This window comes from Methylobacterium sp. J-001 (assembly GCF_022829565.1).
Taxonomy (GTDB): domain Bacteria; phylum Pseudomonadota; class Alphaproteobacteria; order Rhizobiales; family Beijerinckiaceae; genus Methylobacterium.
Window position 1 is genome coordinate 285,160 of record NZ_JAKSYN010000200.1, and the last position, 22,834, is coordinate 307,993.

26 protein-coding genes and 1 tRNA gene are annotated in these 22,834 nt (G+C 67.4%); 15 read left to right on the top strand and 12 right to left on the bottom strand.

What is annotated here, in order from left to right; all coding sequences use genetic code 11:
- Nucleotides 1–145: 145 nt before the first annotated feature.
- The 4 genes from MKK65_RS25695 to MKK65_RS25710 form a co-directional block, all read right to left on the bottom strand.
- Nucleotides 146–1,468, bottom strand: coding sequence for a SufB/SufD family protein (locus MKK65_RS25695; RefSeq protein WP_243960851.1), 1,323 nt, complete (start codon nucleotides 1,466–1,468; stop codon nucleotides 146–148).
- Nucleotides 1,469–1,472: 4 nt separating this feature from the next.
- A complete protein-coding gene (gene sufC / locus MKK65_RS25700) occupies nucleotides 1,473–2,225 on the bottom strand; it encodes a Fe-S cluster assembly ATPase SufC (protein WP_092045957.1) in 753 nt (250 codons plus the stop codon).
- A gap of 198 nt (nucleotides 2,226–2,423) precedes the next feature.
- On the bottom strand, nucleotides 2,424–3,893 hold the full coding sequence (sufB, locus tag MKK65_RS25705) for a Fe-S cluster assembly protein SufB (RefSeq protein WP_243960852.1): 1,470 nt from the start codon (nucleotides 3,891–3,893) through the stop codon (nucleotides 2,424–2,426).
- A gap of 69 nt (nucleotides 3,894–3,962) precedes the next feature.
- Nucleotides 3,963–5,132: a cysteine desulfurase family protein gene (locus tag MKK65_RS25710; protein WP_243960853.1), complete on the bottom strand. Its 1,170-nt coding sequence runs from the start codon at nucleotides 5,130–5,132 to the stop codon at nucleotides 3,963–3,965.
- Between the two features lie 273 nt (nucleotides 5,133–5,405).
- On the opposite strand from MKK65_RS25710, the gene MKK65_RS25715 reads away from it, so the two are divergent.
- From MKK65_RS25715 to MKK65_RS25725, 3 genes are all read left to right on the top strand, one after another.
- Nucleotides 5,406–6,062, top strand: a complete 657-nt coding sequence (locus MKK65_RS25715) for an alpha/beta hydrolase (RefSeq protein WP_058190537.1) — start codon at nucleotides 5,406–5,408, stop codon at nucleotides 6,060–6,062.
- An 87-nt stretch (nucleotides 6,063–6,149) separates the two neighbouring features.
- Entirely contained in the window at nucleotides 6,150–6,536 is a 387-nt protein-coding gene (locus MKK65_RS25720) for a response regulator (RefSeq protein ID WP_058190536.1), read from the top strand.
- Between the two features lie 58 nt (nucleotides 6,537–6,594).
- A complete protein-coding gene (locus MKK65_RS25725; RefSeq protein WP_243960854.1) occupies nucleotides 6,595–7,887 on the top strand; it encodes an O-acetylhomoserine aminocarboxypropyltransferase/cysteine synthase family protein in 1,293 nt (430 codons plus the stop codon).
- Between the two features lie 45 nt (nucleotides 7,888–7,932).
- Here the strand turns inward: MKK65_RS25725 and MKK65_RS25730 are convergent, their stop codons facing one another.
- From MKK65_RS25730 to MKK65_RS25755, 6 genes are all read right to left on the bottom strand, one after another.
- Nucleotides 7,933–9,102 carry an acetyl-CoA acetyltransferase gene (locus MKK65_RS25730; protein WP_243960855.1) on the bottom strand — a complete coding sequence of 390 codons (1,170 nt, stop codon included), beginning with the start codon at nucleotides 9,100–9,102 and terminating at the stop codon, nucleotides 7,933–7,935.
- Between the two features lie 66 nt (nucleotides 9,103–9,168).
- Complete coding sequence (locus MKK65_RS25735) at nucleotides 9,169–10,887, bottom strand: IlvD/Edd family dehydratase (protein WP_243960856.1); 1,719 nt, start codon at nucleotides 10,885–10,887, stop codon at nucleotides 9,169–9,171.
- 114 nt (nucleotides 10,888–11,001) lie between these two features.
- A complete protein-coding gene (locus MKK65_RS25740; RefSeq protein ID WP_243960858.1) occupies nucleotides 11,002–11,571 on the bottom strand; it encodes an NUDIX domain-containing protein in 570 nt (189 codons plus the stop codon).
- A gap of 181 nt (nucleotides 11,572–11,752) precedes the next feature.
- A tRNA-Thr gene (locus MKK65_RS25745) sits at nucleotides 11,753–11,827 on the bottom strand.
- A gap of 149 nt (nucleotides 11,828–11,976) precedes the next feature.
- A complete protein-coding gene (gene aroB, locus MKK65_RS25750; RefSeq protein ID WP_243960859.1) occupies nucleotides 11,977–13,122 on the bottom strand; it encodes a 3-dehydroquinate synthase in 1,146 nt (381 codons plus the stop codon).
- 19 nt (nucleotides 13,123–13,141) lie between these two features.
- Nucleotides 13,142–13,753 carry a shikimate kinase gene (locus MKK65_RS25755; RefSeq protein WP_082643104.1) on the bottom strand — a complete coding sequence of 204 codons (612 nt, stop codon included), beginning with the start codon at nucleotides 13,751–13,753 and terminating at the stop codon, nucleotides 13,142–13,144.
- Nucleotides 13,754–13,999: 246 nt separating this feature from the next.
- Here MKK65_RS25755 and MKK65_RS25760 point away from each other — a divergent pair, with 246 nt between their 5' ends.
- The 3 genes from MKK65_RS25760 to MKK65_RS25770 all read left to right on the top strand — a co-directional run bounded on the left by MKK65_RS25760 (nucleotide 14,000) and on the right by MKK65_RS25770 (nucleotide 15,731).
- Nucleotides 14,000–14,152: a hypothetical protein gene (locus tag MKK65_RS25760; protein ID WP_058190531.1), complete on the top strand. Its 153-nt coding sequence runs from the start codon at nucleotides 14,000–14,002 to the stop codon at nucleotides 14,150–14,152.
- The gene (locus MKK65_RS25765; RefSeq protein ID WP_279596952.1) at nucleotides 14,149–15,087 is read left to right on the top strand and encodes a site-specific tyrosine recombinase XerD; all 939 of its coding nucleotides are present in this window, start codon (nucleotides 14,149–14,151) and stop codon (nucleotides 15,085–15,087) included. The genes MKK65_RS25760 and MKK65_RS25765 overlap by 4 nt, the downstream gene beginning before the upstream one ends.
- Before the next feature lie 125 nt (nucleotides 15,088–15,212).
- Entirely contained in the window at nucleotides 15,213–15,731 is a 519-nt protein-coding gene (locus MKK65_RS25770) for a MarR family winged helix-turn-helix transcriptional regulator (RefSeq protein ID WP_243960860.1), read from the top strand.
- 97 nt (nucleotides 15,732–15,828) lie between these two features.
- On the opposite strand, the gene MKK65_RS25775 is transcribed toward MKK65_RS25770, so the two are convergent.
- On the bottom strand, nucleotides 15,829–16,194 hold the full coding sequence (locus tag MKK65_RS25775; protein ID WP_243960861.1) for a c-type cytochrome: 366 nt from the start codon (nucleotides 16,192–16,194) through the stop codon (nucleotides 15,829–15,831).
- A gap of 334 nt (nucleotides 16,195–16,528) precedes the next feature.
- Here MKK65_RS25775 and MKK65_RS25780 point away from each other — a divergent pair, with 334 nt between their 5' ends.
- Nucleotides 16,529–16,723, top strand: coding sequence for a hypothetical protein (locus MKK65_RS25780; RefSeq protein ID WP_058190527.1), 195 nt, complete (start codon nucleotides 16,529–16,531; stop codon nucleotides 16,721–16,723).
- On the opposite strand, the gene MKK65_RS25785 is transcribed toward MKK65_RS25780, so the two are convergent.
- Entirely contained in the window at nucleotides 16,711–17,727 is a 1,017-nt protein-coding gene (locus MKK65_RS25785) for an NAD-dependent epimerase (RefSeq protein WP_243960862.1), read from the bottom strand. The two genes, MKK65_RS25780 and MKK65_RS25785, sit on opposite strands and share 13 nt — an antisense overlap.
- 115 nt (nucleotides 17,728–17,842) lie before the next feature.
- Between MKK65_RS25785 and MKK65_RS25790 the strand changes: the two genes are divergently transcribed.
- From MKK65_RS25790 to MKK65_RS25825, 8 genes are all read left to right on the top strand, one after another.
- The gene (locus tag MKK65_RS25790) at nucleotides 17,843–18,082 is read left to right on the top strand and encodes a hypothetical protein (protein WP_243960863.1); all 240 of its coding nucleotides are present in this window, start codon (nucleotides 17,843–17,845) and stop codon (nucleotides 18,080–18,082) included.
- A 167-nt stretch (nucleotides 18,083–18,249) separates the two neighbouring features.
- Nucleotides 18,250–18,513, top strand: coding sequence for a hypothetical protein (locus MKK65_RS25795; protein WP_243960865.1), 264 nt, complete (start codon nucleotides 18,250–18,252; stop codon nucleotides 18,511–18,513).
- Nucleotides 18,514–18,649: 136 nt separating this feature from the next.
- Nucleotides 18,650–18,907: a DUF6894 family protein gene (locus MKK65_RS25800; RefSeq protein WP_243960866.1), complete on the top strand. Its 258-nt coding sequence runs from the start codon at nucleotides 18,650–18,652 to the stop codon at nucleotides 18,905–18,907.
- Between the two features lie 63 nt (nucleotides 18,908–18,970).
- A complete protein-coding gene (locus MKK65_RS25805) occupies nucleotides 18,971–19,180 on the top strand; it encodes an Rmf/CrpP family protein (RefSeq protein WP_058190525.1) in 210 nt (69 codons plus the stop codon).
- Entirely contained in the window at nucleotides 19,180–20,499 is a 1,320-nt protein-coding gene (locus MKK65_RS25810) for an MFS transporter (RefSeq protein WP_058190524.1), read from the top strand. Before MKK65_RS25805 ends, MKK65_RS25810 begins: the two co-directional genes overlap by 1 nt.
- 97 nt (nucleotides 20,500–20,596) lie before the next feature.
- The gene (locus tag MKK65_RS25815) at nucleotides 20,597–22,069 is read left to right on the top strand and encodes an MDR family MFS transporter (RefSeq protein ID WP_243960868.1); all 1,473 of its coding nucleotides are present in this window, start codon (nucleotides 20,597–20,599) and stop codon (nucleotides 22,067–22,069) included.
- A gap of 150 nt (nucleotides 22,070–22,219) precedes the next feature.
- Nucleotides 22,220–22,501, top strand: coding sequence for a type II toxin-antitoxin system ParD family antitoxin (locus MKK65_RS25820; protein WP_243960870.1), 282 nt, complete (start codon nucleotides 22,220–22,222; stop codon nucleotides 22,499–22,501).
- On the top strand, nucleotides 22,498–22,800 hold the full coding sequence (locus MKK65_RS25825) for a type II toxin-antitoxin system RelE/ParE family toxin (protein WP_243960872.1): 303 nt from the start codon (nucleotides 22,498–22,500) through the stop codon (nucleotides 22,798–22,800). The genes MKK65_RS25820 and MKK65_RS25825 overlap by 4 nt, the downstream gene beginning before the upstream one ends.
- The last annotated feature ends 34 nt before the right edge of the window (nucleotides 22,801–22,834 follow it).

Below are 22,834 nucleotides of genomic sequence, written 5' to 3' on the forward strand. Positions count from 1 at the left end.
CGGAGTGAAGCAGAGACTTCGAACGAAGCCTCCAGACAGCAGTTCGCGGACCCTATCTCATCCCATCGCGGCGGCTTCGCCGTCGGGCCGGATGCAATTCAGGTTCGCGAGGTCGGCCGATCCCGAAACGAGATCGGCCGAGACTTCAAGCGCGTGCCGCCAGCCAGGCCTCGATCTCGCCGATCAGCGCTGCGCGAGCGCCCTCGTGCGTGACCGACTCGATCGCTTCGCCGACGAACGCCTGGACCAGGAGGCTCTCGGCCACCGCACGGGGCAGGCCGCGGGCCATCAGGTAGAATAGCAGATCGTCGTCCGGCGCGCCGCAGGTGGCACCGTGGCCGCAAGCGACATCGTCGGCGAAGATCTCCAGCTCCGGCTTGTTCATCATCTGCCCCTCGTCGCTGAGGAGCAGGCAATCCGACTTCATCTTGCCGTCGGTCTGCTGCGCGGCCTGCCGGACGATGATCTTGCCCTGGAACACGCCGGTGGCGTTCCCGTCGATCACCGTCTTGAACATCTCGCGGCCCACGCCGCCCACGGCCGCGTGGTCGGCCAGCAGAGTCGAGTCAGCCAGCTGGCCGTTGCCGAGCATCGCAGCGCCGTTGACGACGGCGTTCACGTTTTCGCCCGCGACATGCATGAAGATCTGGTGGCGGGAGAGGACGGCACCAGTGACCAGATTGACCGTCTCCAGATGTGACTCGTCATCGAGACGCACGCTGATCGTCGAGAGCGCGATGGCGGCGTTCCCCTCGCGGTTGAGCCGGGCATGGCGGAACACCGCCTGCTTGCCGACCCGCACGTCGAGGGCGTCGTTCGGCTGGTAGGTGAGACCGTCCGGTCCCTCGTGACTCTCCAACACGGTGATCTCCGCGCCCGCGCCGAGATCGACCAGCACCCGCGTGGCGGTTGAGAAGCCATCGGTCCCGGTGCCGATAAAGCGCAGGTGCACAGCGCGCTCGATCTTCGTGCCGGCTGCCACCGAGATCAGCGCGCCGTCGGCCAGGAAGGCGGTGTTGAGCTGGTAGACCGGGTTCTCACGGGCTTGCTCGACAGGAGCCAGGAGCCTGAGGCGAACATCGCTCTTGCCCATCGCGTCGTTGAGCGGCGTGACCGTGAGGCCGGCCGGCAATCCGTCGAGGTCCGAGAGCGGCCGGATGAGATGCCCGTTGACGAAGGTCAGGCGCGCGGCGTCGAGACCAGCGAAACCCTTCGCGGAGGCGACGGCCGCCTGAGCGGCCTCCGGCGACGGAGCCTCAGCCGGGGGTACGGCCTCCTTCATGGCGGCGCGCAGGTCGGTGTACTTGAACGCCTCCACCCGCCGGCTCGGCAGGCCAGTGGCCTCGAAGAAACGGAACGCCTCCTCGCGGGCGATCGCCTCTTCCGAGGCGAAGCTCTTGCGCGCCGACTCGAACAGGCTCGACAGCCCGGTCTCGGCGCTGGTGCGCAGGTTCTGGATGTCGGCCATGGGCTTACGCGGCCTCGTTGGTGCGGTACTCGGCATAGCCCGACGCTTCGAGCTCGAGCGCCAGCTCTTTGCCGCCGGTCTTCACGATCAGGCCCTTCGACATGACGTGCACGGTGTCGGGCACGATGTGGTTGAGCAGCCGCTGGTAGTGGGTGATCACCAGGAACGAGCGGCCCTGGGCCCGCAATGCGTTCACGCCCTCGGAGACGATGCGCAAGGCGTCGATGTCGAGGCCGGAATCGGTCTCGTCGAGCACGCAGAACTTCGGCTCCAGCAGCGCCATCTGGAGGATCTCCATGCGCTTCTTCTCGCCGCCGGAGAAGCCGACGTTGAGGGCGCGCTTGAGCATTTCCTTGTTGATCTCGAGCTTGTCCGCCGCAGCGTTGACCTTGCGGATGAAGTCCGGGGTCGAGATCTCGCCCTCGCCGCGCGCCCGGCGCTGGGCGTTGAGGCAGGCCTTGAGGAACGTCATCGTGCCGACGCCGGGGATCTCCAGCGGGTACTGGAAGGCCAGGAAGACGCCGGCGGCGGCGCGCTCGTCGGCGCCCATCTCCAGCACGTTCTGCCCGTCGAGCAGGATCTCGCCGTCGAGGACCTCGTAGTCCTCCTTGCCGGCGATGACATAGGACAGGGTCGATTTGCCGGACCCGTTCGGACCCATAATCGCCGCGACCTCGCCGTCGTTCACAGTGAGGTTCAGGCCGTTCAGGATGCGGTTGTCCTCGATCTGTACGACGAGGTTCTTGATTTCCAACATGTTAGTTCAAGTCCTATCGAACGGCGGGTCGGACCCGTACGCCAACTGCGCGCCGTCAGTTCCTGTCGTGCCGCCACCGGGACGGCCATTCTGAAAGCTCTTCCGCACGGATCTTGAGCGTCGAAACCTTCGCTCGATCCGGTCTGCGATCACGGCGCAGGTGCCGTGATCGCTCTGTTGCTTCGATCCGCTGAAGGCCTAGCCGACCGAGCCTTCGAGGCTGATCGAGATCAGCTTCTGGGCTTCCACGGCGAACTCCATCGGCAGCTGCTGCAGCACGTCACGGACGAAGCCGTTGACGATGAGGGCGGTCGCCTCCTCCTCGGAGAGGCCGCGCTGCAGGCAGTAGAACTTCTGGTCTTCGGAGATCTTCGAGGTGGTCGCCTCATGCTCGAACACCGCGGATGCATTCTTCGACTCGATGTAGGGCACGGTGTGCGCCCCGCACTGGTCGCCGATCAGCAGCGAGTCGCAGTTGGTGAAGTTGCGGGCGTTCGTCGCCTTCTTGTGGGCGGAGACGAGGCCCCGGTAGGTGTTCTGCGAACGACCCGCGGAGATACCCTTCGAGATGATCCGGCTGGTGGTGTTTTTGCCGAGGTGGATCATCTTGGTGCCGGAATCGACCTGCTGCATGCCGTTCGACACCGCGATCGAGTAGAACTCCCCGCGAGACTCGTCGCCGCGCAGGATGCAGGACGGGTACTTCCAGGTGATCGCCGAGCCGGTTTCGACCTGGGTCCAGGAGATCTTCGAGCGGGCGCCGCGGCAATCGCCACGCTTGGTGACGAAGTTGTAGATGCCGCCCTTGCCGTCGTTATCGCCCGGGTACCAGTTCTGAACGGTCGAGTACTTGATCTCGGCATCGTCCAACGCCACCAGCTCGACCACCGCGGCATGGAGCTGGTTGTCGTCGCGCTTAGGGGCGGTGCAGCCCTCGAGATACGAGACGTAGGAGCCCTTGTCGGCGATGATCAGCGTGCGCTCGAACTGGCCGGTGTCGCGCTCGTTGATGCGGAAATAGGTCGACAATTCCATTGGGCAGCGAACGCCCGGCGGAATGTACACGAACGAGCCGTCGGAGAAGACCGCCGAGTTCAGCGTGGCGAAGAAGTTGTCGGTCGAAGGCACCACCGTGCCCAGGTACTTCTGCACCAGCTCCGGATATTCCTGCACCGCCTCGGAGATCGGCATGAAGATCACGCCGGCCTTCGAGAGCTCCTTCTTGAAGGTCGTGGCCACCGACACCGAGTCGAACACGGCGTCGACCGCGACGCGGCGCTCCGGCGCGATGCCTTCCAGCACCTCGACCTCCCGCAGCGGGATGCCGAGCTTCTCGTAGGTCTTCAGGATCTCCGGATCGATCTCGTCGAGCGACATCGCCGCCGGGCGCTTGGGCGCCGCGTAGTAGTAAATGTCGTTATAATTGACCTTGTCGTACGAGACGCGGGCCCACTCCGGCTCCTTCATGGTCAGCCAGCGCCGATAGGCGTCGAGGCGCCATTCCAGCAGCCAGGCCGGCTCGTTCTTCTTGGCCGAGATGAAGCGCACGACATCCTCGGAGATGCCCTTCTCGGACTTCTCCATCTCGATGGTGGTCTCGAACCCGTACTTGTACTGGTCGAGGTCGATCGAGCGGACCCGGTCGATTGTTTCCTGCACGGCAGGCATCAGCATCTCCTGGCAAGCCCGGTTTCAAGGACCGGGAAGCGTCTGTCGGAAAGCGTGGAACGCGGTCGCTCAGGCCGCGTACCCTCGCCGTTTATATAGGGGCTGCAAGGCCCGTTCGAAGGCGTCGAGAAAGCGTGACGCATCCTCGTCCACCGTGTTCCAGCCGAGGCTAACGCGCAGCGCACCCCCGGCAAGCTCGGAATCGACACCCATCGCCGCCAGCGTCGCCGAGCGCGCGACCTTGCCTGAGGAGCAGGCCGAGCCCGACGATACCGCCACGCCGGCGAGGTCGAGGGCGATCAGCGCCGCAGGGGCATCGAGGCCCGGGACCGCGAAGCTGAGCGTGTTGGGCAGGCGCGGCGCATCGGCCGCGAACACCACCGCATCGGGGGATCGGGCGAGCACACCGGCCTCGATCCGGTTGCGCAGGACCGACAGGCGCGCGGCCTCCGGGACGAGCGCCTCGCCGGCGATCCGCGCCGCCTCACCCATGCCGACGATGGCCGGCAGGCATTCGGTGCCGCAGCGCTGGCGCTGCTCCTGCCCGCCGCCGCGCAGGAAGGCCGCGTCCAGGGCGACGTCGTCGGCCAGGATCATCGCCCCGACGCCCTTCGGGGCGGCGAACTTATGGCCCGAGAGGGTCAGCGCATCGAGGCCGAGGGCCTGCATATCGAGGGCGATCTTGCCAACCGCCTGTACGGCATCACTGTGCACCAGCACCCGGCCATGGGCGCGGGCCAAGGCTACGATCTCGGCCAGAGGCTGGACGGCACCGGTCTCATTGTTGGCGGCGTGGACTGAGACGAGCACATTCTCGCCCGCGAGCGCTGTGAGACGACTTTCGAGGGCGGCGAGGTTGATCACGCCGGCCGACGTAACTGGCAGCAACTCGACCGCGCCCTCGGGGAAGCGATGGCCGGCGGCTACGCAGGGGTGTTCCGTCGCCGTATGGAGAAGGCGGGTCGGCTTCGGCTGCCCGCGTCGGCCGAGCGCCCCGGACAGAACCGCATTCGCGGCTTCGGTCCCGCCACTAGTGAAGACCACCTGTGCCGGACGGGCGCCGATCAGGGCAGCGACTTGGGCGCGGGCGGCTTCGAGGGCTGCACGCGCCGCACGGCCTTCCTGGTGGATCGATGAGGGATTGCCGGGCAGCATCAGCGCGCGTGCCACCGCCTCCGCCACGGCGGGGCGGACGGGGGCGGTCGCGTTGTGATCGAGATAGGCGCGGGCCCGGCTCATGCTGATTCCGTGTCGTCCCCTGCTGCAGCGCGTTACAATTCCTTGCCCGCGCCCCGGCTCGCCGTGCTAAGGCGCGCCGACAAATGAGGTCTCGCCAACCGTGAGGCTGGTGCAGCGCGCAAGCATTGCACGCCGTCTAAGCTACTTTAGAATAGTTCTAATCGCCTAGAACAATTCTAAGAGCGTTTGTATGGTGTGCGTGCGGCGAGTCAAGGCTGCCTCTCCACTGCCCACGATCGCGCGGCCGGCGACCGCTGAAACGAGAGTCGAACGATGCCTGAAGTCATCTTCACCGGCCCGGCCGGACGTCTGGAAGGCCGTTACCAGGCCCCCAAGAAGCGCGGCGCGCCGATCGCCATCGTGCTGCACCCGCACCCCCAATTCGGGGGTACGATGAACAATCAAATTGTGTACAATCTTTTTTACACCTTCGCCAATCGCGGCTTTGCATCCCTGCGTTTCAATTTCCGCGGGGTCGGCCGCAGCCAGGGCGCGTTCGATCACGGCTCGGGCGAGCTGTCCGACGCTGCCGCAGCCCTCGATTGGGTGCAGTCGGTCAATCCGGAGGCGAAGTCGTGCTGGATCGCCGGCGTTTCCTTCGGCGCGTGGATCGGGATGCAGCTGCTGATGCGCCGTCCTGAGATCGAGGGTTTCATCTCGATCGCCGCCATGGCCAACCGCTTCGATTTCACCTTCCTGGCCCCCTGCCCCTCCTCCGGTCTCTTCGTGCACGGCTCCGAAGACCGGGTCGCGCCGGCCCGGGATGTCATGCCGGTGATCGAGAAGGTGAAGGTGCAGAAGGGCGTCATCATCGAGCACCAGATGGTCGAGGGGGCCAACCACTTCTTCGACGGCAAGGTCGACGAGTTGACCCAGACGGTCGACACCTACCTCGATAAGCGCCTCGGCAAGCGCGAGGAGGCCGCCTGAAGCGGAAGCTCCCGCGCCTTGACGGGGACAGGCCCGGGGCATACGGCGCGGGCTTCGAACGTCGCGGCTTTAACCTTTGCAGGTCTGATGTCAGAGAGCCCATCCGACCAACCCGTCGTGTTGCTCGTGGAAGATGACGGCCTTCTGCTGATGGAGGCGTCGGACACCCTGGCCGATGCCGGCTTCACCGTGTTGGAGGCCAGTCACGCCGACAAGGCGCTCAAGGTCCTGGAAAATCGCGACGATGTCGGCGTCCTGATGACGGATGTCGACATGCCGCAGGGTTCGATGGACGGGTTTGCCCTGGCCCGCTTGGTGGCGCATCGGTGGCCTGGGATTCCCGTGCTGGTCGTCTCCGGCATGGGCACGCCCGGGCCCAACGACATGCCCGACGGGGCTCGCTTCATCCCGAAGCCCTACGAGCCGACGACTCTGGTCCGAACCCTGCAGGCCTTCATCCATCGCGCGGCGTGAAGCCTTTTCCGGCTCGGGCGCATCCACGATCCGGGCGTCGAACAGCCGACCGAGAGCCATGACGGATTTGAGCCGCAAGCATCGTTTCGCGACCCGGGCCATCCATGCCGGCGCGGCGCCGGACCCCGCCACCGGCGCGCGGGTCCAGCCGATCTATTTCACAAACGGTTTCGTGTTCGATTCCACCGAGCAGGCGGCCGACATCTTCGCCGGCCGCCGCTCCGGCTTTTCCTATTCACGGGGCTCGAACCCCACGGTCGCCGCTCTGGAGCGGCGGGTCGCCGATCTCGAAGGCGCCAAGGCGGGCGTCGCGGTGTCATCCGGGCAGTCGGCGATGATGCTCGTGCTGATGACTCTGATGAAGAGCGGCGACGCCTACGTGGCCTCGCCGCGCCTGTTCGGCGGCTCCCTCGGTCTGATGCGCCGGCTCGACGGCCGCTATGATCTGAAGCCGCGCTTCGCCCGCGGCATGCGGCCGGAGGATTTCGAGGCGGCGATCACGCCGGAATGCCGGGCCATCTTCTGCGAGTCGATCGTGAACCCGTGCGCCTCGGTGGTGGACCTCGACGGGATCGCCGCGGTGGCCCGGCGCCACGGCCTACCCCTCGTCGTCGACAACACCCTGGCCTCGCCGGCCCTGATCCGGCCGATCGAGCACGGTGCGGACATCGTCTGGCACTCGACCTCGAAGTTCCTGAGCGGTTCGGGCCAGACCATCGGCGGCATGATCTGCGATGCCGGCTCCTTCGACTGGACCCGGACCAGCGGCTACAACCTGATCACCGAGCCCTGGCCGGACTACGACGGCCTCGTCCTAACCAAGAGCTTCCCGGAGACGCCCTTTGCGGCGGCCTGCCGGTTCTTCGGCCTGCGCGATCTTGGGCCCGGCCTGTCGCCGATGAACGCGTTCCTGACGCTGATGGGCATCGAGACCCTGCCGCTGCGCATGGAGCGGCACTGCGCCAATGCCCGGGCTGTCGCGGCCTTCCTCAAGGACCATCCGGCGGTGGCCTGGGTGAGCTATCCCGGCCTGCCGGGGCAGCCCGGGGAAGAATTGGCCCAGCGCTACACCCCGCAGGGGCCGGGCTCGATCTTTACCGTCGCGCTCAAGGGCGGCGAGTCGGCCGCGCTGAAATTCATCGCGGGGCTCGAGCTGATTTCGCACCTCGTCAACATCGGCGAGATCAAATCGCTCGCGATCCACCCGTCCTCGACCACCCATCGGCAGCTGCCTGAGGGTGAAAAGTCCGCGGCTCAGGTCGGCCCGGAGACCGTGCGGCTGTCGATCGGGCTGGAGAACGAGGCCGACCTGATCGCAGACCTCGCGCAGGCGCTGGACAAACTCGGCTGAGGGGGATCGCCCCCCTCTCCGCCACCAATCCTAGGCTGGGTCGCGCTATCGCCGCCGCTCCAGGATCGACACGTAGTTCGCCACCGCCGCGCCGCCCATGTTGAAGATCCCGGCCAGGTTCGCGCCGGGAACCTGCATCTCACCGGCCTCGCCCATGAGCTGGAGGCAGGCCATCACGTGCATCGAGACGCCGGTGGCGCCGACCGGGTGGCCCTTGGACTTCAGCCCGCCGGACGGATTGATCGGCAGCCGTCCGCCCTTCTCGGTCAGGCCCTCGCGCACGACGCGAAAGCCCTGGCCGGGTTCGGCCAGCCCCATCGCCTCGTACTCGATGAGCTCGGCGATGGTGAAGCAATCGTGCGTCTCGACGAACGACAGATCACTGTTGCCGATCCCGGCCTGCGCGCGGGCCTTCTCCCAGGCAAGCCGCGCGCCCTTGAATTCGGTCGGATCCCGGCGCGACAGGGGCAGGATATCGTTGACATGTGCTCGGGCGCGGAACCCGATCGCACGGGTCAGCCCCTCGGCAGTCTCGGAATCCGCCACCACGATGGCGGCGGCGCCGTCCGAGATCAGCGAGCAATCGGTGCGTCGAAGCGGTGCTGCAACATAGGGGTTCTTCTCGGAGACCGTGTTGCAGAATTCGTAGCCGAGATCCTTGCGGAGCTGCGCGTACGGGTTGGCCACACCGTTTCGATGGTTCTTGGCAGCAATGCGGGCGAGTTCCGCGCTGCGGTCGCCGTAACGCTGGAAGTAGCCCGCTGCGATCCGCCCGAACACACCGGCGAAGCCACCCTCGATGTCAGCCTCCTCTTTCCGGTAGGAGGCGCCGAGCAGGATGTCTCCGGTCTCGGCCACGGATTTCGCCGTCATCTTCTCGGCGCCGACCACCAGGGCGATCCGGCCGCGGCCGCTATCGACGAAGTCGAGGGCCGCGTAGAGTGCCGCCGAGCCGGTGGCGCAGGCATTCTCCAGGTGGGTCGCCGGCGCATGCGCGAGGCCCGGCCGGTTCAGTGCGACCTGAGACCCCTCGAAGCCCTGTTTCGAGAAGCCGGTGTTCATGACGCCGACATAGATCCCGTCGACCTGGGATTCATCGACGCCGGCATGCTCCAGCGCCTCGCCCGACACCCGTGCGATCAGGCCCTCGACATCCGGTTCCTCGAGCTTGCCGAAGGGGGTGTGGGCCCAGCCCACGATGCAGGCGCGCGTCATGCTCTCGACTCCTCCCGATTCTTCGTCGAACGATGGCCCTGGGTCGGCTGAGGATCAAGCCGCGTTTCAGCCGGGCTCGCCGTCGCCGATCAGGAAGTCGAAATCGCAACCCTCCGGCGCCTGGGTGACGGTGCGCCGGTAGAGTGCCTTGTAGCCCCGCTTGGGTGCCGGCGGCGGCTGATGGTCCGCGAGCCGCCGGGCGATCTCGGCCTCGTCCACCAGCAGGTCGATCCGCTTGTCGCGGATCGACAGGCGGACCCGGTCGCCGTCGCGTACGGCGCCGAGCGGACCGCCGATGGCCGCTTCCGGGGCGATGTGCAGCACGATCGACCCAAAGGCGGTGCCGGACATCCGCGCGTCGGAGATCCGCACCATGTCCTTGACCCCCGCCCGGGCGAGTTTTTTCGGAATGGGCAGATAGCCGGCCTCGGGCATGCCGGCGGCATGCGGCCCGGCATTCTGCAGCACCAACACGTCGCCCGGCGCCACGTCCAGATCCGGGTCGTCGATGCGGCGGCTCAGGTCTTCGAGGCCGGTGAACACCACCGCCCGCCCCTCGGATTCGAACAGCGCCGGCGTCGCGGCGGCGCGCTTGAAAATCGCTCCGTCGGGGGCGAGATTGCCGCTGAGCGCCACCAGCCCGCCCACCGGCGAGACCGGGTTGTCGAACGCGCGGATCACCGCGCGGTCGACCCAGCCGGGCGGCTCGTCAAGGCGCTTTGCGAGGGTGCGGCCCTCCACGTCCACGGTGTCGAGGTGCAGGAGCGGGCGCAATTCCCGCAGCAGTGCGCCCATGCCGCCGGCGGCATGGAAATCCTCCATATACCCCTCGCCCACCGGCTTCAGATCGACGAGCACCGGCGTCTCGTCCGAGATCTCGTTGAAGCGGCCGGATGGGATGCGGATGCCAAGGCGCCCAGCGATGGCCGTCAGATGCACGATGGCATTGGTGGAGCCGGACACCGCCATCAGGACCCGGATCGCGTTCTCCACCGACTTCCGAGTGATGACCTGGGCCGGGGTGATCTTGGTCTGGATGAGCCGCACGGCCGCGCGCCCGGTCTCCTCGGCGGCGACCAGCCGGTCCGAATGCACCGCCGGGATCGCGGCGGTCCCCGGCAGCGACATGCCGAGCGCCTCGGCGATGCACGCCATGGTCGAGGCCGTGCCCATCACCGCGCAGGTGCCGGCCGTGACCGAGAGCCTTCCCTCGACCTCGGCGATCTCCTCCGCATCCACCGTGCCGGCGCGGTACTTCGCCCAGAAACCCCGGCAATCCGTGCAGGCGCCGAGACGCTGGCCCCGGTGGCGGCCGGTCGACATCGGGCCGGTCACCACCTGGATCGCCGGCAGGCCCGCGGAGGCCGCGCCCATCAGCTGGGCCGGCACGGTCTTGTCGCAGCCGCCGATCAGCACGACCGCGTCCATCGGCTGGGCCTGGATCATCTCCTCCGTGTCCATGGCCATGAGGTTGCGGTACATCATGCTGGTTGGATTGAGGAAAACCTCGCCGAGCGACACGGTCGGGAACGGCATCGGCAGGGCTCCCGCCGCCAGCACCCCGCGCGAGACCGCCTCCACCAGCTCCGGCATGCCGCGATGGCAGTTGTTGAAGCCGGACGGCGTCATGGCGATGCCGATCACCGGCTTGTCGAGGAGCGTGCGCGAGATCCCCATCGATCGGGCGAAGGAGCGACGCAGGTAGCGCGCGAAATCACGGTCGCCGTAATTGGTCAGACCCCGGTCGAGGCCGTGCGGTTCGGCGGTGCCGGCGTCTTCGCTCATCGCTTCGATTCCTGGGACGGGGTTCTACTCAGCGCAGGTGGAACGCGATCCAGGCGACCGCGAAGACCACTGCGCCGGTGATCAACCATTGCACGAATACGCGATAGCGGATTCTCACGCCGCGAAAAGCTCCGGGTGCCGTGCGCGAAGCGCCAGGATCAGCGTCAGCGTCTTCAGGTCTGTGAGTTCGGCCCGGTCCGCCCTCCCGGCGAGGTCAGCGAGGGGGATCTCGACGATCCGGATGTTCTCGTGCTCGCCGTCTGCGCCGCCGCCATCCTCAGTCCGGTCAGCTCGCCCGTAGGGCGCCAGATAAAGGTGCAGCTTCTCCGTTGTCAGGCTGGCGCAGGAATAGGTGGCGCCCACGAATTCGAGATCGCGCAGGCGCAGGCCCACTTCCTCCAGCACCTCGCGGCGGCCGTTCTCCTCCGGGCTGCCCGCGTCGATCAGACCGGCCGGCGCCTCCAATTGCACGTGCTCGCCAGCGGCGAACAGAGGCGGCACCCGTAATTCCCGCACCAGCGTAGCGACCCGCCGCTCGGGATCGTAGGGTAGGACGCCCACCGAGTTGCCGTGATCCTCGATCTCGCGCTCGACCACGGCGCCGTCGGCGAGGCGCACCGTTGCGATCCCGAACCTGCTCCAGCCCTCGTGGATAAACCGGACGCCCAGGATCTCGGGTTTCATGGCGTGTTCCCGTCTGCTGAGCCGACGCGCGGCACAGATCGACCTACATCAGGACAGGCCGTCAGGTTCCGTGGGAGGTGCCAAGCACGGTGACGTTCCAATGGGACGTCTCCCGGGGATCTCTCGCCAGTACCCGAACTCGGGAATGATCGGACGCGCTAGCGCTGTCCGTCAGACAAAATGGTGCCGGAGGAGGGATTTGAACCCCCGACCTTCGCTTTACGAAAGCGCTGCTCTACCACTGAGCTACACCGGCAACCGGCAAGATCGGCGTACCGATCTTGAACGTCTGTCCCGAGCGCCGATAAGGACGGTCCGAGCCAGACCTCCGTGACGGTTCGCGCCGTCCCGGACGTGGCAGGCTCATAGCGGTCCGACCGGCGCAAGGCAAGGCCGATGGCGCGATCAGGGGCGCGGATCGGCGTCCAGTTCGTCCTGCAGGAACGCCCGCACCTCGCCCCGGTCGATGCCGGGGGCGATGAAGCTTTGGCCGATGCCGCGGGCGAGGATGAAGGTCAGGGCCCCGTCGCGGACTTTCTTGTCCTGGGCCATCGCGTCGAGGAGGGCGTCGGCGTCGCCGCAACCGCCCGGAACCGCCTGGAGCCGGGTCGGAAGTCCCGCGAGAGCGAGGTGGTTGGCGACGCGGCCTGCATCCTGTCCGGAACAGAGACCCAGCCGGGCCGAGAACCGGAAGGCCAGGGCCGTGCCGATCGCGACCCCCTCCCCGTGCACCAGCCGGGCCGAGTCGTAGCCGGTCAGTCGCTCCAGGGCATGCCCGAAGGTGTGGCCGAGGTTGAGCAAGGCACGCTCGCCGTCTTCCCGCTCATCACGGGTGACAACGGCCGCTTTGGCGCGGCAGCAGGACGCCACTGCTTCCTCGCGCTCCGGCCCGCCGGAAAAGATCCCCCGCCAGTTCGCCTCACACCAATCGAAGAAGCCGGCATCGGAAATCAGTCCGTATTTGGCGACTTCGGCGTAGCCCGCGCGCATCTCGCGTTCGGACAGCGTGTCGAGCGCCGCCGTGTCGGCCAGGACGAGGCGGGGCTGATGGAAGGCGCCGATCAGGTTCTTGCCGAGTGGGGCGTTGATCCCGGTCTTGCCGCCCACCGAGGAATCGACCTGTGCGAGCAGGCTGGTCGGGACCTGCACGAAGCGCACGCCCCGCCGCAGGGTCGCAGCCGCGAACCCCGCGAGGTCCCCGACCACGCCACCGCCCAATGCAACCACCAGGTCGCCGCGCTCGACTTTCAGCGCCAGCAGGCCATCGCAGACCTGAGCGTAGCCAGCATAAGATTTCGAGGCCTCGCCGGGCGCCACCGTCACCACGCCGGCATTGAAGCCGGCGCGCTCCAGGCTGTCCCGCAGGCGATCGGCATACAGCGCCGCGACGTTCTCGTCGGTGACGATCGCCGCCCGCCTGGCACCGAGGGCGACCATCTGCCCACCGGCGGTTTCGATGAGGCCGCGGCCGATCAGGATGTCGTAGGCGCGGCCGGCATCGAGCGGGACGTGGACCGTCAGGGGAACCGGATGGGGCGAGGGCTCGGTCACGGACAGACTCACTGCAAGGTCACTGGGCGGCGATGGAGTTCGGGCTTCCGCCATTCAGGTGGACGTCCAGCGCCTCCAGCACGTCCTGAACGACCCGGTCGTGCGACACCTCCCGGGAGATCACCACCACGTCGGCCGCCGCGTAGACCGGGTGACGGATCGCCATGAGGTCGCGCATCGTCGCCTCGGGATCCTCGGTGAGGAGCAGAGGGCGGTTTCCGCGCTTGCGCACCCGCCGCATCAGGACGTCGAGATCGGCCTTGAGCCAGACCGAGATGGCGGATTCCTTGATCCGATCCCGGGTCGCCGCGCGCAGATAGGCACCGCCGCCGGTCGCCAGCACGAGGGGGCCGGCCCGCAGCAGGCGCGAGATCACCCGTTCTTCGCCGTCCCGGAAGCTCGGCTCGCCGTAGATAGCGAAGATGTCGGGGATGGTCAGGCCGGCCGCCGCCTCGATCTCGCTGTCGGCATCCTTGAAGATCAGACCGAGCCGGCTGGCGAGGCGCCGGCCGACCGTGCTCTTGCCCGCTCCCATCAAGCCGACGAGCACGATCGAGCGCAGGCCCAGCGCCCGGCGCAGGCGCGCCTCGATCGGTTCACCGACATCCTCTTCGTTCATCGACGGCAGCATCGCATGGTCGCGGCGTCTCCGGCTCCCTATCGGCCGCCCCGTACGCGCCTCGCCGGGGGCTTCCAATCCTGTGCCAGGCTCTTAGCGCGATTCAAGCGGCCTGCGAAACGCATCGCTGTGTCCTTGCGGGCCTTGTCAGCGCCGCGATCGCGTGGTGGAAACCGATCTCTCGCGACATCCTGGGGGTGGCTTTCCGCGCGCTCCCCTCCCCGCCGACTGCGCTCGTCTGCCCGAGGTTCGACCGACGTGCCGACCCTGTTCCGTTTCTTCGCCACCCTCGCGATCCTGGCCGGTCTTGTCTTCGCTGCGATGTTCGCGCTGGCGAATTTCGTGGTGCCGACCCCTCGGGAGATGATCGTGACCATCCCGGCTTCGAAGCTCCAGCCGGGCAACCGTTGAGCGCGGCGGCGGCAGGGAGTCCGGCCCAGCCCCCCTCTCCGGAGGTCGCCGCCTATCTCGACATGCTGGCGGCCGAGCGCGGGGCAGGCGCCAACACGCTGGCAGCCTACAAGCGCGACCTCGACGATTATCTGGCCTATCTGGATCGCGCAGGTATCCCGCTCGAAGAGGCCGATACGCACAGCCTTCGGGCGTTCGTGGCCGATCTGGAGACCCGCGGTCTCATGGCGTCTTCGGCCGCACGGCGCCTGTCCTGCGTGCGCGGCTTCCACAAGTTTCTCTACGCCGAGGGCTATGCCGAGGCCGATCCGAGCGTCGCGGTTTCCGGACCGCGCCGGGGCCGGACCTTGCCGAAGGTGTTGTCGATCGCCGAGGTCGACGGGCTGCTGGCCACTGCGCATGCGGCTGCGGCCGACAAGGAGGCGGGGCCGGCGCGGCGCGCACGCCGGATGGTCTGCCTGCTCGAGCTTCTCTACGCGACGGGATTGCGCGTCTCGGAACTCGTCGCCCTGCCGCGCGCCGCCGGCACCACGAGCGAGCGCTACCTGTTCATCAAGGGTAAGGGCGGCCGCGAGCGCCTCGTCCCGCTGACCGAGGCGTCCCGGGCCGCGATGACCGCCCACTTGGCGGCCGTGCCGGAGGAATCCCCCTGGCTGTTCCCAGCCGACAGCGACAGCGGCCACCTGACCCGGCAGGCCTTCGCCCGTGACCTGAAGGCTGTGGCTGTCGCCGCCGGATTGCGCGCAGACCGCGTGAGCCCGCACGTGCTGCGCCATGCCTTCGCCAGTCATCTCCTGCAGAACGGGGCCGATCTGCGCATCGTCCAGGAATTGCTCGGCCACGCCGACATCTCGACGACGCAGATCTACACGCACGTCCTCGATGAACGCCTGAAGGCGATGGTACGAGACCTGCACCCGCTTATGGATGGCTGAACGCCGCACGCGATCTGTGGCACGCCGCCTGTCCCCGCGAATTGTACAGGTTTGACGAACTGACTAAGAGTGGCCCGTCGGCATACCGGTACGATAGGTCGCCTTTACCAGAGAGAGTTTATCCGATGTCAGGCCCGACTGCTTCGCAGAGCGGCGCTGAGCCGAACCAAGCGGGTCATGCGAGCGTCGACCAGTCGTCGCCACGGGATCGGCAGCGCCTCGACAACCAGCTGTGCTTCGCGGTCTATGCCGCCGCGCACGCGTTCGGCCGCGCCTACCGAACTCTTCTCGGCCGCTACGAGCTGACCTATCCACAATATCTTGTCCTGCTGGTGTTGTGGGAAGAGGATGGCCTGTCGGTCAAGGAGATCGGCAATCGCCTGTTCCTCGATTCCGGTACCCTGACTCCGCTGCTCAAGCGTCTGGAAGCCTCGGGTCGCGTGCGGCGAGCCCGCGACCGAGCTGATGAGCGGCAGGTCAGCATCTTCCTGACGGCTGCAGGACAATCGCTGCGCGACGTGCTCGCCTGCGTGCCCGACGAGGCCGGCGATCGGACCGGGCTCAACATGCAGGGCCGTAAGGACCTGCTGAACGACCTCGTCACCCTGCGGCTCGGCCTGCAGGCCGGCCTGATCCCCGAGTAGTGCGAACGCGGCTTCGTCGCGCTGTTTCACAACGCATAAGGGCACCCGCGCGGCTGCGCGGATGCCCCCAGCTTCAAGTGCGCGATGGCGCGCGCGCTTAGGACTGCGTCTTGAGGTAGGCGATCACGTCGTTGATCTTCTTGTCGTCCGGGTAGCCCTGGAAGATCATCTTGGTGCCAGGCACCTTGGCCTTCGGGTTCTTCAGCCACTCGTGAAGCGTGGCCTCGTCCCAGGTGAGGCCGGAATTCTTCAGCGCGGCCGAGTAGTTGTAGCCCTCGTAGGTGCCGGCCTTGCGCCCGACGACGCCCTTCAGATCCGGGCCCACGCCGTTCTTCTGGAAGTTGTGGCACGCCTTGCAGGGGGCGAACGCCTTCTCGCCTGCCGCCGCATCACCAGCCTCCTGGGCCTGCGCCGAGAGCGGGATCAGGGCGGCAAGAACGGCGCCGAAAACGAAAGAACGCATGGATTTCCTCCTTATGACCGCTAGCGCGGCAGCGTTTAGAGCAGAGCTTGCCTGCCTGGAACAGCTCTAAATGATTACACGCAGATGGTGCAACGGCCTAGCCTCCCGAGAGCCGCCGTTCCGCTGTTTGCGTGGGCCGACCAGACCCTCAACACGTGGCCGCGTGCTGAGCTGCCTGCGGCGGATGGAAGCTGGAGCGTTGGGGACAAGCTCGGAGGCGAAGCCAGCTTGCGATGCCGTCCGTTTGCGGATCACGCCGGTGACGCCATAAGCAGGTCGAACCGGCTGGCCGGGGGATCGCGTCTATGGCGGTGTCGGGAGCGGAGCGCCCACGATGACCTTTCGCACGCTGGCGATCTTCGTCACGCTCTGCGGCCTCGTCGCTCTGGCTATCGCGGTTCTCGACGAACCGGAGCGTCTTGGGGTTGTCGTCGAGAAACTCGGCGCGGGCGGGATGTGGACGGGGCTCGCGGTCTTCGTCGGGATCGCAGCCGTCCTCGGCTATCGGCGGCGCGCTCAGAGGCCGTGATAGGTTCGATACCACGCGACGAAGCGCTCGATCCCGAGCGTCAGCGGGGTTGCCGGCCGGAACCCGGTGTCGCGTGCCAGGTCGTCGATATCTGCGTAGGTCGCCGGCACGTCGCCCGGCTGCATCGGCAGCAGGATCGTCTCGGCCTTCCGTCCGAGCGAGTCCTCGAGGAGCGCGATCATGCGCATCAGCTCCACCGGCTCGTTGTTGCCGATGTTGTAGACCCGGTAGGGCGCCGCGCTGGTGCCGGGATCAGGTTCGGCGCCGCTCCAGGTAGGGTTCGGCGCGGCCGGCTTCTCCGCGAGGGCGACGATCCCTGCGACGATGTCGTCGATATAAGTGAAATCCCGGCGCATCCGGCCTTCGTTGAACACCCGGATCGGCTCGCCGGCCAGGATGGCGCGCGTGAACAGAGACATTGCCATGTCGGGCCGACCCCAGGGCCCGTACACGGTGAAGAAGCGCAAGCCCGTGGTCGGCAGCCGGTAGAGATGGCTGTAGCTGTGCGCCATCAGCTCGTTGGCCTTCTTGGTTGCCGCGTAGAGGCTTACCGGGTGGTCGACGTTCTGATGGATCGAGAACGGCATGGCGGTGACTGCGCCGTAGACCGAGCTGGAGGAGGCATAGAGCAGGTGCTCGATGCCGCCGTGCCGGCACGCTTCCAGGATGTTGAGGAAGCCGACGAGATTGCTCGACGCGTAGGCGTGCGGATTCGTCAACGAGTGACGCACACCGGCCTGTGCGGCGAGGTGGATGACGGTGCGGAAACCCTGGCGGCGGAACAGTGCGTCGAGCCCGGGCCCATCGGTCAGATCGAGGAGCTCGAAGCCGAAACCTTCGAACGGTTGGAGGCGTCGAAGCCGCGCCTCCTTCAGGCCGACATCGTAATAGGCATTGAGATTGTCGAGGCCCACGACCCTTCGGCCCGCCTCGAGGTAGCGCAGCGCGAGTGCGTTACCGATGAATCCGGCGACGCCTGTGATCAGGACAGGAGGCAGGGACATGACCGGACACCGAGGGCGGGCGGTGCCGCCGGAGCCGGTGATCAGTATCACGCGTCCTTCTGTGATTCACCCGCAAGCGCTCTCTTGCCGCGCGCAGACGGAGGCGACGAATCGCGTGCCCGTGCAGACTGACGAACGCCCCCTGCCGGAGAGCCTGACGCGCTACCTCGGTGCGTCTTCCGCCGACGTGAGCGAGCCGGTGCCGCGGCCTGCCGAACGCAGGATCGGACCCGCCGAACAGGGCTCCACGCACCGGGCCCTTGAAGCCCTGCTGCTGCGTGGCTTCGTCTACCTGATATCAGGCCTCGTCTGGCTCCTCGTGGTCGGTCTGGTGCTCCGTCACCTCGCGCGCTGAGTGCTGCCTACGACCTAACTCGACCGGTGGATATCGGTCGATCTGCGGTGCGCCAGCGAGATGTATCGGTACTTCTGCGGCCAAATCCGATATTGGAAGTGCCGATCGCGGGGCCGTATCGGCGCGCTCGACTGCGTCGGTCGGCGTCCGTTTCTGGGGATGGGACGATGGCTCTGACGGGGCGCTTCTGGTTCCGCAAATCTTGGACGGGCCGGCTCGTGCTGCTCGTCGAAGAGGTACGCCCGCGCTGGTTCGGCCGCGGCGCCGGAAAGCCGCGCTGGCGCAACGCCCGACTGATGGATTTCGCCGAGCCCGAGTTGCGTCCGCTGATGGCGATGGAGAAGCTCCATCGCACGGGGACGGCTTCCGCCACCGTTCACACCCTCCGACCGGTCCCTTCGGCCCCCATGGCGCAAGCCGCCAACGGCTGAGCACCGCGCACGGCATCGTAACGGATGGATCTTCCTGACCGGTCCGGTGGACACCCCGGTGCTGACCTGAGCCGTCCCGATCCCCATTTGGAGAATGCGCTCTTCGCAGGAGCGCGCGACCCCGGGGACGACGGCCATGCCGCGCTACTTCTTCCACACGCAAATCGGTGCGGACACGATCACCGATCCGACCGGGTGCGAACTGCGCGATCCGGATCAGGCCTGGGAGAAAGCCCAGAACACGATCCGCGCGGCCCTTGCCAATCCGCAAAACCAGGCCCGACTGTTGACCGCCTGCCTGATCGTCACCGATGCCGCGGGCGAGGTTGTGCTGGAATTCCCGTTCAGCGAGGCCGTTTCTCCGCCGCCGGACGCGGATCCCACGCTTCATTGAGGCGCCGGCGCGCGTGGGTGCCCTACATCGCGCCAAACGCGACACACGAGGAACTGCGCCCGCATGGATTCGCCCCCGAACGATCTCGACACGCACGCTCTCGGACGCGCTGCCCCCGGGAAGGGCCTTGCACGCGAGGCCTGTCCTTATGCCGAGGGTACGGAGGCACGCACGCACTGGCTTGCGGGCTACGACGAAGCCATCGCTGACGGGGCCGAGCCGGTGACCGGCGGACTCGCCAAGCATCCGCCCGCCGGGGAGCCGACGCGCTGATGGATGCCAGGACGACGATTCCCGCCGGAGCCACGCCGCATCCCACCCTTGATCGCAAGGCGGTCGGTGCCGTGGTGCTGGGCAACGCCCTCGAATTCTACGATTTCACCGTCTACGCCTTCTTCGCCAAGCCGATCGGCGAGGCGTTCTTCCCGGCGACCGACCCGACCCACAGCCTCCTGGCGTCGTTGGCTCTCTTCGGCATCGGCTACGTGATGCGGCCGATCGGCGGCGTGTTGATCGGCGCCTTCGCGGACCGGGCCGGACGCAAGCCGGCAATGCTCATCACCATCGCGCTGATGGCGCTGGGCATGCTGATGCTGGCCGCCTGCCCGTCCTACGCGGCCATCGGCGGCTGGGCGCAGGTGATCGTCATTGCCGGGCGCCTCATCCAGGGTTTGGCGCTGGGCGGCGAGGTCGGCCCGTCGACCGCTTACCTTCTCGAGGCTGCGCCCCCAGCCAAGCGCGGCTTCGTGACCAGCTGGCAGATCGCCAGCCAGGGCTGCGCTGCCCTGGTCGCCGGGATCGTCGCAACGCTCCTGGCGCTCATCGTCGGCGACCAGGCGATGTCGGCCTGGGGTTGGCGGGTGATGTTCGCCTTGGGCCTGTGCGTGGTCCCGGTGGGCCTCGTGATCCGGAGCCATCTGCCGGAGACCGCCGGCGCCGAAGAGGACCCGCATGCGGCTCCCTCGACGCTGGCTGTGGTCAAGCGCTTGTTGCGCGAGCACGGCCGCCTGCTGGGTCTGACCTTCCTGGTCATTGCCGCCTCGACCGTGTCGAACGCCGTAGGCACCAACATGCCGGTTTTTGCCGGCGCGACCCTGGGCCTTAGCGAGACCGCCGCCACCGCCGTACCGATCGCCCTGGGCCTCGCCTCGGTGATCTTTCCGCTTCTGGGTGGCTGGCTTGCGGACCGCTTCGGCCGGCGCCCGCTGATGATCTGGCCGCGAGCCCTGATTCTGGTCCTGGCTGTGCCGGCTTTCGCCTGGGTTGTGAGCGCGCCGAGCGCCGCCAGCGTCTATGCGGTGACCTTCCTGCTCTCGGCCCTGTCCTCGATCAATGCCGCCGCGGTGATCGTCGGCATCCCGGAGGCGTTGCCGAGAGCGGTGCGCAGCGCTGGGCTGTCGATCGTCTACGCGCTCTCGGTCTCGATCTTCGGCGGCAGCACCAACTACGTGATCAACTGGCTGATCGCCGCGACCGGCGATCGGCTGGCCCCGGCCTATTACCTCGCTGCCTTCAGCCTGGTCGGGACCATCGCGGCGTTCCTGTTGCCTGAGACCCGCGGACGCGACCTTGACGCGGAGCTCGAAGCGTAGCCGCCCGTGTGCGTTCCCGCACGGCTCGGAAGCGGGGCCATGCGGGAGCACATCTCCAACGCTAGGTCGCTGGCGGCTGCGGGCCTAGACCGCAGGGATGCCGAGCCCCTCCGAGACGCGCCGCCCGCTGGTCCTCGCCGCGGTGATGGCGGCGATGTTCATGATCGCCATCGAGGCGACGATCGTCTCGACTGCTATGCCGCAGATTGCTGGGCAGCTCGGCGACCTCCACCTCTACGCCTGGGTCTTCGGCTCCTTCCTGCTGACCCAGACGGCCACCACGGTGGTGTTCGGCAAGCTGTCCGATCTCTATGGCCGGCGCCCCGTGCTGCTGTTCGGTATCGCGGTTTTCCTGGCCGGCTCGCTGCTGTGCGGGCTCGCCTGGTCGATGCCCTCGCTGATCCTGTTCCGGCTTGTACAGGGCGTTGGAGCTGGGGCGATCCAGCCGGTGAGCCTCACGGTGATCGGCGACCTCTACCCGGCCCGCGAGCGCGGCAAGGTCCAGGGCTATCTCGCCAGCGTCTGGGGTATCTCGTCGGTGGCAGGCCCGCTCGTCGGCGGCTTGATCATCGGCCATCTGAGCTGGCCTTGGATCTTCTGGATCAACCTGCCCGTGGGCGTCGTCGCGGCCGGTCTGTTCCTGCTCTACCTGCGGGAGAGCGTCGAGCGCCGCAGCCGGCCGATCGACGCGCTTGGCGCCGCCTTGTTCACCACGGCCATCGCGGCGCTGATGATGGCGCTGACTGAGGCCGGCACCTCGGCGGCTGCGGCCCTGTGGCCGGCCCTCGGCTTCGTGGTGGCCGCCATCCTGTTCGTGCTGCAGGAGCGGCGGGCCGCCGACCCGATGCTCGACATTCGCCTTTGGATGCAGCGCCCGATCGCCACCACCAACGCCGCCACCCTGCTCTCCGGCATGACCGTGATCGGGCTGACCGCGTTCCTGCCGATGTACGTCCAGGGCGTGCTCCGGCAATCGCCGCTGATCGCCGGCCTGACCCTGACGCTGATGGTGCTCGGCTGGCCGATCGGCGCCACCACGGCGGCGCGCAACTTCGTGCGCTTCGGCCTGCGCCCGACGCTCCTGTTCGGCGCGGCCCTGTTGCCGCTCGGCGCCACGGCCTTCGTCGCCCTGGGTTCCGAGACCTCGCCGATCGTGGCCGCCTGCGGCTCCATCGTGATGGGACTCGGCATGGGTTTCCTCTCGACCGCCGCCATCGTGATCATCCAGGACAGCGTCGCCTGGGCGCAGCGCGGCGCCGCCACCGCCTCGAACATCTTCGCGCGCAACCTCGGCTCGACCCTGGGCGCCACCGCGTTGGGGGCCGTGCTGAACTACCGGCTGGTGCATCCGGCGAGCGGGCCGGCGGTCGATCCCGGCCAGCTCCGGCGCCTCCTCGACGATCCCGCCAGCCTCGGGGCCGGCGGCGACGCGATCCGCGACGGGCTGCAGCACGCCCTGCACGGCACGTTCTGGACGGTTTTCGCGGTGGCGCTGCTGACGCTCGTGCTGTCGCTGTTCGTGCCGCGCATCACGATCTCGGACGCCCCGCGCGAACTGGCCGTGGAGTAAGAACGCGCGGCTTCGCCGCCGCAGCACAGGCTCTTCGCCGACCCTCAAGCCGTCGAACGTTTCGGCGCTACGAATCAGCGCCGGTCTGCCATTGCGGTCGTTCCCGTCGGCGGTATGATCATTTCATACCGCCCACACGCTGGACCCCGCATGGCTGCGACCGAGAAGCGAACCTTCAGCCTTCCCATCGAACAGGCGGCCTTCATCGACTCCCAGGTCAAGGCCGGCGCGTTCGCAAGCGCGAGTGAGGTGGTGCGCGCCGGTCTCCGCGCGCTGCAAGAGCGTGACGCCGCCGTAGAGCGCTGGCTTCGCGACGAGGTGGTTGCGACGTACGACGAGATGAAAGCCCATCCCGAACGCGCGGTGTCGTCGAAAGACATGGCCGAGCGGATGCGTCGGCGTCACGAAGCGCGGATGCGGGATGGCAAATGAAGCGTCGGAGCATCACGTACGCGCCCGCCGCCGGTGATGACCTCGATTGGATCTACGACACCATCGCGAAAGCCAGCACTCCCACCATCGCATCGGGTTACGAGCAGAGCATCCGGGATTTCTGTCAGCGGCTCGAATCTGGTTCCGAGCGTGGGACTCTGCACAGCGATCTCCGCCCGGGCCTGCGCACTGTGGGCTTCGGCCGGCGCGTGACGATTGCCTTCATGGTCGAGGATCACCGGGTGGTGATCCTGCGCATCTTCTATGGTGGCCGCGATTGGGAGGCGGATTTTCGATGACCGGCGGAACGCCGGGGGAAAAGTGCCGCGCGAT

What these genes read in the sequence shown, in the direction of transcription:
- MKK65_RS25710 (WP_243960853.1), bottom strand. Translation starts at nt 5,132, where the DNA reads ATGAGCCGGGCCCGCGCCTATCTCGATCACAACGCGACCGCCCCCGTC.
- MKK65_RS25730 (WP_243960855.1), bottom strand. Translation starts at nt 9,102, where the DNA reads ATGACGCGCGCCTGCATCGTGGGCTGGGCCCACACCCCCTTCGGCAAG.
- MKK65_RS25825 (WP_243960872.1), top strand. Translation starts at nt 22,498, where the DNA reads ATGAAGCGTCGGAGCATCACGTACGCGCCCGCCGCCGGTGATGACCTC.
- MKK65_RS25800 (WP_243960866.1), top strand. Translation starts at nt 18,650, where the DNA reads ATGCCGCGCTACTTCTTCCACACGCAAATCGGTGCGGACACGATCACC.
- MKK65_RS25695 (WP_243960851.1), bottom strand. Translation starts at nt 1,468, where the DNA reads ATGGCCGACATCCAGAACCTGCGCACCAGCGCCGAGACCGGGCTGTCG.
- MKK65_RS25715 (WP_058190537.1), top strand. Translation starts at nt 5,406, where the DNA reads ATGCCTGAAGTCATCTTCACCGGCCCGGCCGGACGTCTGGAAGGCCGT.
- MKK65_RS25805 (WP_058190525.1), top strand. Translation starts at nt 18,971, where the DNA reads ATGGATTCGCCCCCGAACGATCTCGACACGCACGCTCTCGGACGCGCT.
- sufC (WP_092045957.1), bottom strand. Translation starts at nt 2,225, where the DNA reads ATGTTGGAAATCAAGAACCTCGTCGTACAGATCGAGGACAACCGCATC.
- MKK65_RS25810 (WP_058190524.1), top strand. Translation starts at nt 19,180, where the DNA reads ATGGATGCCAGGACGACGATTCCCGCCGGAGCCACGCCGCATCCCACC.
- MKK65_RS25815 (WP_243960868.1), top strand. Translation starts at nt 20,597, where the DNA reads ATGCCGAGCCCCTCCGAGACGCGCCGCCCGCTGGTCCTCGCCGCGGTG.
- MKK65_RS25770 (WP_243960860.1), top strand. Translation starts at nt 15,213, where the DNA reads ATGTCAGGCCCGACTGCTTCGCAGAGCGGCGCTGAGCCGAACCAAGCG.
- MKK65_RS25725 (WP_243960854.1), top strand. Translation starts at nt 6,595, where the DNA reads ATGACGGATTTGAGCCGCAAGCATCGTTTCGCGACCCGGGCCATCCAT.
- MKK65_RS25735 (WP_243960856.1), bottom strand. Translation starts at nt 10,887, where the DNA reads ATGAGCGAAGACGCCGGCACCGCCGAACCGCACGGCCTCGACCGGGGT.
- MKK65_RS25795 (WP_243960865.1), top strand. Translation starts at nt 18,250, where the DNA reads ATGGCTCTGACGGGGCGCTTCTGGTTCCGCAAATCTTGGACGGGCCGG.
- sufB (WP_243960852.1), bottom strand. Translation starts at nt 3,893, where the DNA reads ATGCCTGCCGTGCAGGAAACAATCGACCGGGTCCGCTCGATCGACCTC.
- MKK65_RS25780 (WP_058190527.1), top strand. Translation starts at nt 16,529, where the DNA reads ATGACCTTTCGCACGCTGGCGATCTTCGTCACGCTCTGCGGCCTCGTC.
- MKK65_RS25755 (WP_082643104.1), bottom strand. Translation starts at nt 13,753, where the DNA reads ATGCTGCCGTCGATGAACGAAGAGGATGTCGGTGAACCGATCGAGGCG.
- MKK65_RS25820 (WP_243960870.1), top strand. Translation starts at nt 22,220, where the DNA reads ATGGCTGCGACCGAGAAGCGAACCTTCAGCCTTCCCATCGAACAGGCG.
- MKK65_RS25720 (WP_058190536.1), top strand. Translation starts at nt 6,150, where the DNA reads ATGTCAGAGAGCCCATCCGACCAACCCGTCGTGTTGCTCGTGGAAGAT.
- MKK65_RS25785 (WP_243960862.1), bottom strand. Translation starts at nt 17,727, where the DNA reads ATGTCCCTGCCTCCTGTCCTGATCACAGGCGTCGCCGGATTCATCGGT.
- MKK65_RS25740 (WP_243960858.1), bottom strand. Translation starts at nt 11,571, where the DNA reads ATGAAACCCGAGATCCTGGGCGTCCGGTTTATCCACGAGGGCTGGAGC.
- MKK65_RS25775 (WP_243960861.1), bottom strand. Translation starts at nt 16,194, where the DNA reads ATGCGTTCTTTCGTTTTCGGCGCCGTTCTTGCCGCCCTGATCCCGCTC.